This is a genomic window from Lactobacillus sp. UMNPBX4 (assembly GCF_002554115.1).
Classification (GTDB): domain Bacteria; phylum Bacillota; class Bacilli; order Lactobacillales; family Lactobacillaceae; genus Lactobacillus; species Lactobacillus gallinarum.
On sequence record NZ_PCZF01000055.1, the window covers coordinates 1 to 9611 of the forward strand.

6 protein-coding genes and 1 pseudogene are annotated in these 9611 nt (G+C 38.6%); 2 read left to right on the plus strand and 5 right to left on the minus strand.

Annotation, left to right across the window (positions count from 1 at the left end; genetic code table 11):
- Window positions 1-73: 73 nt before the first annotated feature.
- Complete coding sequence (locus tag CP355_RS08645) at window positions 74-904, minus strand: Rpn family recombination-promoting nuclease/putative transposase (protein WP_087175862.1); 831 nt, start codon at window positions 902-904, stop codon at window positions 74-76.
- Between the two features lie 134 nt (window positions 905-1038).
- On the opposite strand from CP355_RS08645, the gene CP355_RS08650 reads away from it, so the two are divergent.
- Entirely contained in the window at window positions 1039-1791 is a 753-nt protein-coding gene (locus CP355_RS08650) for a TIGR02452 family protein (RefSeq protein ID WP_098044341.1), read from the plus strand.
- An 11-nt stretch (window positions 1792-1802) separates the two neighbouring features.
- Here the strand turns inward: CP355_RS08650 and CP355_RS08655 are convergent, their stop codons facing one another.
- The 4 genes and pseudogenes from CP355_RS08655 to CP355_RS08670 form a co-directional block, all read right to left on the minus strand.
- Window positions 1803-2174 (minus strand): hypothetical protein, encoded by a 372-nt coding sequence (locus CP355_RS08655; protein WP_098044342.1) that lies wholly within the window; start codon window positions 2172-2174, stop codon window positions 1803-1805.
- A 32-nt stretch (window positions 2175-2206) separates the two neighbouring features.
- Window positions 2207-4437, minus strand: a pseudogene (locus CP355_RS08660) (DEAD/DEAH box helicase).
- Between the two features lie 11 nt (window positions 4438-4448).
- Complete coding sequence (locus CP355_RS08665) at window positions 4449-5774, minus strand: ATP-binding protein (protein ID WP_098044343.1); 1326 nt, start codon at window positions 5772-5774, stop codon at window positions 4449-4451.
- Between the two features lie 4 nt (window positions 5775-5778).
- Window positions 5779-7620: a TerB N-terminal domain-containing protein gene (locus CP355_RS08670; RefSeq protein WP_098044344.1), complete on the minus strand. Its 1842-nt coding sequence runs from the start codon at window positions 7618-7620 to the stop codon at window positions 5779-5781.
- Window positions 7621-7841: 221 nt separating this feature from the next.
- On the opposite strand from CP355_RS08670, the gene CP355_RS08675 reads away from it, so the two are divergent.
- A complete protein-coding gene (locus CP355_RS08675; protein WP_025006288.1) occupies window positions 7842-9500 on the plus strand; it encodes a phosphoenolpyruvate carboxykinase (ATP) in 1659 nt (552 codons plus the stop codon).
- Window positions 9501-9611 lie beyond the last annotated feature (111 nt).

Genomic DNA, 9611 nt, shown 5'->3' on the forward strand with positions numbered 1-9611 from the left:
GGTCCAGATGGACTTTTATTTTTATAAAGTGTTCAACTTGATTTTACAATCGGCGAAACAACATCTTTTATTACTAAGCTTGTTTAATAAAATCTTCTAATTCCTTTTTAGTGAATTGATCACCATATGTAAGTTCTAATTGATGCAAGATTTGATCATAAGGACTGCTTAAATTCTTTAATACAGTGATCAACTTCTTAAGACCAGTAATTGTAGCTTCTTCTTTTCCCTCTTGTTTTTCTTCTAAAAGTCTTGTCTCGTAGTCCATAATCTTGTCCCTCCATTTTGGATCATCATTTAACTCTTTAATTTTCTTTTGTGCCCAGTCAAAGTATTTGTTTAAATGCACTGGACGATCATTGATCAAATCAACTAATCCTAACAGGTCATTGCTTTCACCGTTAGGTTTTCCTTTAGCATTTATTATAATGATATCAATTCCCGCAGACAATTTAATTGTTTGATCAGAATCTTCAGTCCAATGAAAAGAATACCGAATTTTGCCTTGCTTAAATGGATCAAACATACAAAAGAAAATTATCGTTATATTTTTCATATCTCGATAGGTCTTGCCTTTATTCAAAGTATAACGCTGATCATACTTCGAAATATAATAGCGAATGCGCCGACCTAGATCCTTCTTGTCCTTAACTTGCATCTCCAAATCATAAAGATTATGCTCATGATCTTCAACAGAAACATCCAATCGGACATCTTTCTGTGTTTTATGCGACGGATCCTTGATTTCTTTTTGCTTTTCCGGTGAAAAAATCTCTGAAATTTCAGTAATTCCAGTCACTGTCCGCAAAACATAACGGCAAAAATCTGAATTAGCCATCACCTCGCCAAAAACTTGATCCTCTGAGAAGCCATACCATGGCTGAATTTTGTGTGTTTCTTTCATTACACACCAACTTTCTAATAATGTAAGAGAAAATCCCCTTCACTATTTAATACGCAAAAAGTTGGCAAAATTTTTTCAAAAATTCATACTTATATTTAGAAAATACAATATTTACTAAAAAGAAGGCAACTAACATGTACAGCATCCCTAAAATCAAAGCTCACAATGAACAAATGACCAAGTTTTATGCACAGCAAATCCAAGAAACTGTCGATAACACTACTATCTACAATGATCAACCCACCTTTTCAGTTCCATCATCTTCAGCTTATCCACAGTTATGTTTCACGCCAACAGATACTGCTACTGCCATTTCACATTCTAATTGGCAAACTGAAAAAACAGCTGCACTTAACTTCGCGGATTACCTAGAAGCAGGTGGCGGATACTTGCGCGGCATCGTTGCTCAAGAGGAAGCACTTTGCCTTGAATCTGATCTTTATCAGTGTCTTGCGCCATTTGAACAAACTTACTACAAATGGAATAATGCTCATATTAACCATTCTCTTTACGAAAATCGCGCTCTTTATTCACCTAACATTTTATTTGCACATCCCAAGATTTATGCACAGGTGGATATCATCTCCTGTGCAGCTCCAAATTACACTCAAGTAAAACTATCCGGCATTTCGTATAGAAATGCTTGTCTAACTTTACAAAATCGGATGACCTTCGTAAAACAAATTGCGGAGAGTCAGCACGTTGCCCACCTTATCCTAGGAGCATGGGGAGCCGGCGTTTTTGGTTTCAAAGCAAAAGACGTTGCCCAAATGTGGTACAACGTCTTCAAAGAAAAATCTTCAATTAAAAAAGTGACTTTTGCCGTAATTGATGATCATCGCAATTCGGCAGCACAAGATTTTAAAAATTTACTAATTAAGTCCTGAAAAACTCTTTTTTATTTTTCATTTTCTAAATTATTAATAGCAGTTTCAGCTAAAGCATAAGCTTGTTGAGCCTGATTCTTAGCTTGAACATAACCATTCAAGTTATCATCGCCACTAGCTAAAACTCGTGCAAATGCAATTTGTTCTGCCATCAAAAAGTTAAACAAAGAATCCCACTTTTTATCTGCAAACTTAATCTTTTTAGTAGAAATCTTAGGCATCATTTCTCGAGTTAAATTAAATGCCTTCTCTAAAATTTGCTCGTCCGCATCCGTCAAATCACGCACATTGTATGCTTGATGAATTTGGTGTACCTTGAGCAATTCTTTTAACAAAGTTCTGGTTTGAGCATCCTTAGACACATTTTGATTAATTTTAAGCATTGATCTTCTCTTTCCTTTTCAAGATATTCCCATTATACCAAATAGTTATCCGCCATTTGCTTAACGCAGCGTTTCATCTCTTGAATATCCAATACGCTATAAGCAAACTCCTTACGCAATAACTCTTTTGGCAAATATTTATCATACTTGTCGATTCCTGGAACTTCTTTAGGATAGACTAAATCCAGCGGATTAAAGTCTTTGTCAGCTTCCTCTTTAAGAATGCGCCAAAAGTCTTGTTCATCCCCATCCATCGCAAAATACATAAAATATGGACGAGATGAATTAAAACCTCGGATATTCAACTGCTCTCCGCACTTAATTTTGATCAACCGTTCAAGCGCCAAAAAGGCATACGTTCCAGTCCAAGGGAAAAGACACCACATATTGCCGCCAAGCTTAATCAAATTTTTTTAGCTAAGCCAGCTAAAGCTGCAGTATCACGAGCCTGGGTTAAGCGTGCCTTGCCATTTTGCATCAGATAAGGATACATGACCTTCTCTTCCAAAACCTTTTTCATCCTTTGCAAAATCTTCGGCTGAATATCACCTGGCACATCCCCAAAGAAAGCAGAAATTCTTCCCTTCACCTCATGGCAATACACTTGATGACGCTTGCGATCGACATCTTCAACTACCCAAACTCGACCAGCAATTGCAATTTTGTCTCCAACTGGAGGTGGCTTAACAATTGTACCTAATTCTTCGCTGCCAGCATGAACACTAAATTCTTCATTTTCCGCAAAAACTGCATAAAATTTAAAGTTATTCACAACCTTTTCACCGGCAAGCCCGACTACTAATCCTTTATTCTCGGTCCATTCAATGTGGTCAATTTTAAGCAAATGCCTAAGCAAAACTTTGTAGTCTTCCTGACTAACATTATGAAAATACGACAAAGTGAGCACCCTTGAGGCAAGCTCTGCTGGCGTCATCTCTCCACTAGAGGCGAGCGTACTCATAGTTTGATGATAAAGCAAACTATACGGCAAGCGATTAGGTTCAGGCGGCTCCACCCATTTTTCTTCCGCGTAAAGTTGAACCAGGGCAATTCCCTGAATAAGAGGCCACGGAATTAATTCTGGCAGCATGGCCCGAGATTCTGGATGTTCTTCGCGCATAACAAAATGCATTTCTGGTGGATTGCCGCGACGACCTGTACGCCCCATTCTTTGCAAAAAGCCTGACACCGTAAACGGAGCATCAATTTGAAACGCTGATTCCAGCTGACCAATATCGATTCCCAATTCCAGTGTTGCAGTAGCACAGGTTGTCATATAAACATCTTCATCTTTCATCGCTACTTCGGCTGTTTCCCGTAGTGCCGGTGAAAGATTACCGTGATGAATCATAAAGCGATCCGGCTCATGGTTATAAGCGCAATACGCCCTCAGTTCCTGACACACTGCCTCGCACTCTTCACGACTATTAGTAAAAACTAGGCATTTTTTACCACGTGTATGTTCAAAAATATAACCAATACCTGGATCAGCCGATTCAGGTGCCTTATCCGTTATAGGCTCGACTTGACTAGGATCAAAATACTTGCTGCTGGCCTGTGGATCAGTTTTATAAAAATGTTCCATTGAAAGATGCCAAATCTGTGGTTCGTTCTGCACCTTAGGTGCAACCGTCTTTCTATTTGAACCAGCTCCTAAAAAATCGCTGGCATCTTGCAAATTACCGATGGTTGCTGAAAGTCCGATTCTTCTGGGATTAACATTTGCTAATTTTGACAAACGTTCAATTAGACAAAAGGTTTGGCCACCGCGGTCACTGCGCAAAAATGAATGGAGTTCATCAATCACAATATACTTCAGCCCGCCAAACAAATGAGGAATATCCATGTGCTTATTGATCATGAAACTCTCAAGCGATTCAGGCGTAATTTGTAAAACTCCTGATGGGTTCTTGAGCATCTTTCTTTTTTGCGTTTGCGCTACATCCCCATGCCAGCGCCAAATTGGTATATCGACATCCTGACAAAGCTCCGTCAAGCGATCGTATTGATCATTAATTAAAGCTTTTAGTGGCGCAATATAAAGCGCTTTGACCGAATCCTCTGGTTCATTATAGATATCTGACAAGATCGGGAAAAATGCGGCTTCTGTTTTCCCTGACGCAGTTGAAGCTGACAAAAGCACATTATCTTCCGTCTCAAAAATTTCCTCCGCGGCTGCTACCTGAATCGGACGTAAATTTTGCCAACCATGTTCATAAATATAGTCTTGGATAAATGGTGCATAATGTGAAAAAACATCCATCTTTTTTACCCTTAAATTCTAAATTCAGTATAATCTTGCTCTTTATTATCTGAGACAGCCTCAGATTTTGCATAATTAAAACGATCAGAATTAAGCAGATCCGTGATTTTAGTATCAGGATTTTGCCAAACGATGTCGAGCAATTCAATAAAGTCACGAATAATTTCACGTGGCGTAATGTTAGTATCTGCACCAACGCGCGCATACTCTATCTTGATAAATTGTGCTAAATCATCATCAGTAATAGTTCTTTCATAGCCATATAAGTTAGCATGCATATCCGCCAATTTTTCAGTTAAAACTAGCATTTCTTCTGCGGTCAATGGCTGCAACTTAATCACTGGAGCGTACATATCACGCGCACCGTTTTGAACAAACTTTCCTGTAGCAAGCCGGCTGCGCAGTGCTTCGTATGAATAAACGCCGCGGCGCCGGTCTTCAATTGCTTGTGGCGTCCCGCACATAATGATGCCCAGGTACTTCGCCTTACCCTGCAAAGTGTCATTGTACATTGTCAAAATCTTTTCATAATTATATTGACGACTAATCGCATTCGGAATTTTAAAAATGTTGACCAATTCGTCAATCATGATCATGAGGCCAGCATAACCTGCTTGTCTGAAGAAAGACGCAAACAATTTGAGATATTCATACCAATCGCTGTCTGAAATGATAATATCCACACCCAAATCTTTTTTAGCTTCAGTCTTATGACTATACTCGCCTCTAAACCACTTAAGTACTTTAGCTTTAGTTTCATCGTCATTAGACATATAAGCGTGATAATACATATTAAGCAATTTAGCAAAATCAAAACCATGTACTAATTCATTTAATGATGAAATTACTGCATAGATTTTCTTATCTACTTCGGCTTCAAACTTGGGATCATCATTGGCAATACCACTTTGGGCTACCTGGCTTTGCACAGAATTAATCCAACGATCAAGAATTAAGGTTAAGGCCCCACCTTCAGGACGAGTTTTGGTAGAAAGATTTTGGATTAATTCACGGTAAGTTGCTAGTCCTTGTCCTTTAGAACCTTGCAAGCGACGCTCTGGAGACAAATCGCCATCAACCACAACGAAATTTTTGTCCATTACATAATTACGAATTGTCTGCAGTAAAAAGCTTTTGCCTGAACCGTAACGTCCAACGATAAAACGAAAACTTGCACCGCCATCTTGAATAATATCAACATCATGAAGCAGGGCTTCAATTTCTTCTTTACGGCCGACTGTAATATAAGGCAAACCAATCCGCGGCACTACCCCACCTTTTAGTGAATTTAATACAGTTTGTGCAATTCTTTTTGGTACTCTTCTTTTTTCTGGCATTTTATCATCCCTTTAAAAACATTTCTTGTAAATCATCCGCATAATCTTCAATTATTTGTGGCTGATCTTGTTCATTAAATTCGATCACACTATCGCCAATCTCATCCAGCAATTTTTCATTAATATTATCAGCTAAAATCGAAACCATTAGATGGTGTTTTTGCACATAATCTTGCCACGGCTTCCCTTGCAATAAAGCCATTAGTAAAAACATTTCGTCTTTGTCTAAACTGTAGTCATCTTGATCTACTGAAACTTCTACTTCTTGCTCCTGCTTTTGCACTTGCTCTTGTTCCTCTTGCTCAAGCTGCTTTTCCTCATCGGTTAACAGACTATCACGCGTGACAGAAGCATTGGCCCGAATCTTGTCTAAATCAGAAAAATCAATTTTAATCTGATCAATCTTTGCCTGTTTTTTTTGCTGTTGATAAGCAGCAATTCCAGCCGTAATCGCCTTTAACACGGCTTGATCAATAAAACGCGGCTTGATTGCGCGTCCTAAATTCAGCTTCTCGCGTACTAAACGATCTACTTCATGCAAAAAAGTATTCAAGTTCGTTCGCTGTCTTGGCACAGCTTCTTCTTGATGAATGTACCACCAACCCTTTTTGTAATAATACTTTCTCACAGCATCAACCTTAACCGTCATTGGCTTTTTTGCTTTTCTGTAGAAAACTGCGAGCTTAAAAACGGGCTGCTCAACGACCTTCGGCTTAGCTACAAAGCTGCTGTAATAAGCTATGCCATATTTTTTAGCATCTAACACCTCTTGCCAAACACATTTTAAAACTTGAACAAAAACCTCTTTATTCTTTGCAATTACTTTTGAAGATTTCCAGTATGTCGTCTTTTTTGCAAAAACTTCCGCTAACTCTTCTGCCGTATATTTTTGCGGATAATGCAATATTTCATCATCATGATCTTGCTCAATATCTTTGGCAAAATGCTCAGCTATTTTTTCTTTTCGTAAGCCATAATAAAGCACGTAATCCTTTATCCAATCTGCCAAATATGTTTGAATTCCTAAATCGAAATTATCCACATAATTCTTTTTAAAAGCAATCAGTTTATCGTAGCCATCCTGTGGATTATCCACGCCAATATTATTAAACAGCTCATACAAATATACATATGCATAAGATGTACTAGTGCGATGGTAATCCCCCTTGCGAATCTTAGTCCTCCAGGTAAAGTAACTACGCAATTGTCCCACATTCATATCATGATAAGTAGGAAAGAAACGCTTGAAAGCAAAATATTTTTTATATTCATCTTCGTAATCAGCCATAAACTGCCCTTGAATATAAAAATTCTTCTGCCGACCGGTGCTAGGAAGAATACTGTAATCATATAATTCCCGCATTTGTCTGATCTTATCGGGAATCACATCGTTAACTTGTCTACGCGGCAACCGCTGCTTTATTGGCTGCGCTTGATATTTTTCCTCTGTTTTTTCTCCTGGAATATAAAAATATTGGCTCTTAGCGACATTTGTATCTTGACCATTCATCGCTAATTTAAATGCATAATCTAGCGCCTTCTTAATCGCTTGCTCATCGCGATTATTAGTCAAAACTACGCCTACCCATTCTGCTCCCTTGATGCGAACCGGATCAGTAAAACCAGGCAAATCACGAATCGTTGGAGCAAAGTCACCACATTTTAAATCTAAAACCGCAATACTGCTCTTGCTTGAATTTTCACCATTAATTCGAGAAAGCATAGCAAAATAACCACTATCAAGTGGAGACATTAATACATAAGTATCCGTTGAACCTGACACAATTGGTTCAAACTTCAAGCCATATTTAGCATAAACATATTTAAAAAGCTGATTAGAATCCATTTTTATGTTTCCTTTTTTCGTACGTATGTTCTATATTATATCATCTATTTTATTCTTAGTCTTCTTTGCGTTTTTTTATTTTATGTATATGTTTTCGTATTTCATAAACCTTATATTTTAATATTTAGGTGGTTATACCCAGTCAAGTATGTTAGTATAATAACTGTAAGTTAATGAAAGCGTTTTAATTAATAGCTTCCTAGAGAGGACAAAAACTTAATATGAGTACAAAAGAACGTTATTCTCAAGACGAACTTAGAAAAGCAAATCCAATGTTTAGTCGCACTCGTGCAACTATCGAAAGTGCATTTTACGGCAACAACGTACACGAAGTAACTAGTGTTGCTGAAGCTTATAATTTAGCAAAGAAGCAATCAGGCGTTATTGTTACTGACTTGCCCATCTTACACACTAAAGAATTAGGCTTGCCACATGGTGCAACCCAATTGGTTTACAACCACGGTAAGATCTTAGGTAGAACTGCCAGTGCACGTCACTTCGTTGACAATCCTAACGAAGATGCTGAAGCATTGAACGGTAACTTGCGTGAAGATATCTACAAGGGCCACGAACAAAAATACTTAAAGGCTACTGTTTTGGTAGGTCTTGACCCATCATTTACTGTTAAGGCTCACATCATGATGCCAGAAGATCAAGCCTTCAACCTACTTTCATACATTTTGAACTTCCACTTCTTCGATGATGAAGCTGAAAAGATGTACGCAAAGTCTAAGTTCTATGATGAACCTGATATTTACTTCTACTTCGATCCTAATGTTCAAGACGAAGACTATCCAAAGGGTTTAGGCGTATTCGACGCTCCACATAACTGTGCTGCGGTCTTCAACCTTCGCTACTTCGGTGAACTTAAGAAGGGTACCTTAACCTTAGCTTGGGCTATCGCTCACCGTCACGGCTACACTGCATGTCACGGTGGTGAAAAGTCATTCCACTTTGACGATAAAGACGACAAGACCTTCGCATTCTACGGCTTGTCAGGTTCTGGTAAGTCAACTTTGACTCACGAAATGTACGATGGTAAATATGATATCACCGTTTTGCACGACGATGCATTCATCATTTCACGTGAAGACGGTTCATCTGTAGCACTTGAACCTTCATACTTCGACAAGACCCACGACTACCCAGCAGGTCACCACGAAACTAAGTACTACACTACTATTATGAACTGTGACGTAACGTTAGACTCAAACGGTAAGAAAGTTATCGTTACTGAAGACTTACGTAACAACAACGGTCGTGTTATCAAGACCCGTTACACTAGTCCTCACCGTGTAGACTTTGAAAAGTCACCAATTACCGCTTTGTTCTGGATTATGAAGGATGGTTCATTGCCTCCAATCATCAAGATTGACGACCCAGTTTTGGCAACTACTATGGGCTGTACTTTAGCAACCAAGAGAACTAGTGCTGAAAACTTGCCTAAGGGCTTCGACATGAACACCTTGGTTATCGAACCATTCGCAGACCCATTCCGTGCTTACCCAGTATCTGGTGACTACACTGACTTCAAGGAATTGTTCACTAAGCGTGGAGCAAGCTGCTACAGCTTGAACACAGATGCCTTCATGGGCAAGGACATTCCTAAGGAAGTTACTAAGAAGTTGATCGAAGACTTGGCTAACGGTAACATCAAGGACAGTGACTTCAAGCCATTTGGTAACTTCAAGGGTGTAAGCTACTTACCAATTGAAGGCTACGAAGTTCACCTTGAAGACCCAGAATACCAAAAGACCTTGGCTAAGAGAATGCAAGATCGTTTGAACTGGCTTAACAAGTACGATGAAGAACACCCAGAAACTCCAATTCAAGATGAAGCTAAAAAGACCTTGGAAGCTATTATCAAGGAATTAAGCTAATAATTAGGGAAAATAATATTACCTCATATAATTAAAAACACATTTTCTTAATGACTAAAGTGTCTGGGAAAAAACTAATTCCTAAGACATGAAAAAAGAACGATGATTTCC

What these genes read in the sequence shown, in the direction of transcription:
- CP355_RS08670 (WP_098044344.1), bottom strand. Translation starts at nt 7,620, where the DNA reads ATGGATTCTAATCAGCTTTTTAAATATGTTTATGCTAAATATGGCTTG.
- CP355_RS08655 (WP_098044342.1), bottom strand. Translation starts at nt 2,174, where the DNA reads ATGCTTAAAATTAATCAAAATGTGTCTAAGGATGCTCAAACCAGAACT.
- CP355_RS08645 (WP_087175862.1), bottom strand. Translation starts at nt 904, where the DNA reads ATGAAAGAAACACACAAAATTCAGCCATGGTATGGCTTCTCAGAGGAT.
- CP355_RS08675 (WP_025006288.1), top strand. Translation starts at nt 7,842, where the DNA reads ATGAGTACAAAAGAACGTTATTCTCAAGACGAACTTAGAAAAGCAAAT.
- CP355_RS08650 (WP_098044341.1), top strand. Translation starts at nt 1,039, where the DNA reads ATGTACAGCATCCCTAAAATCAAAGCTCACAATGAACAAATGACCAAG.
- CP355_RS08665 (WP_098044343.1), bottom strand. Translation starts at nt 5,774, where the DNA reads ATGCCAGAAAAAAGAAGAGTACCAAAAAGAATTGCACAAACTGTATTA.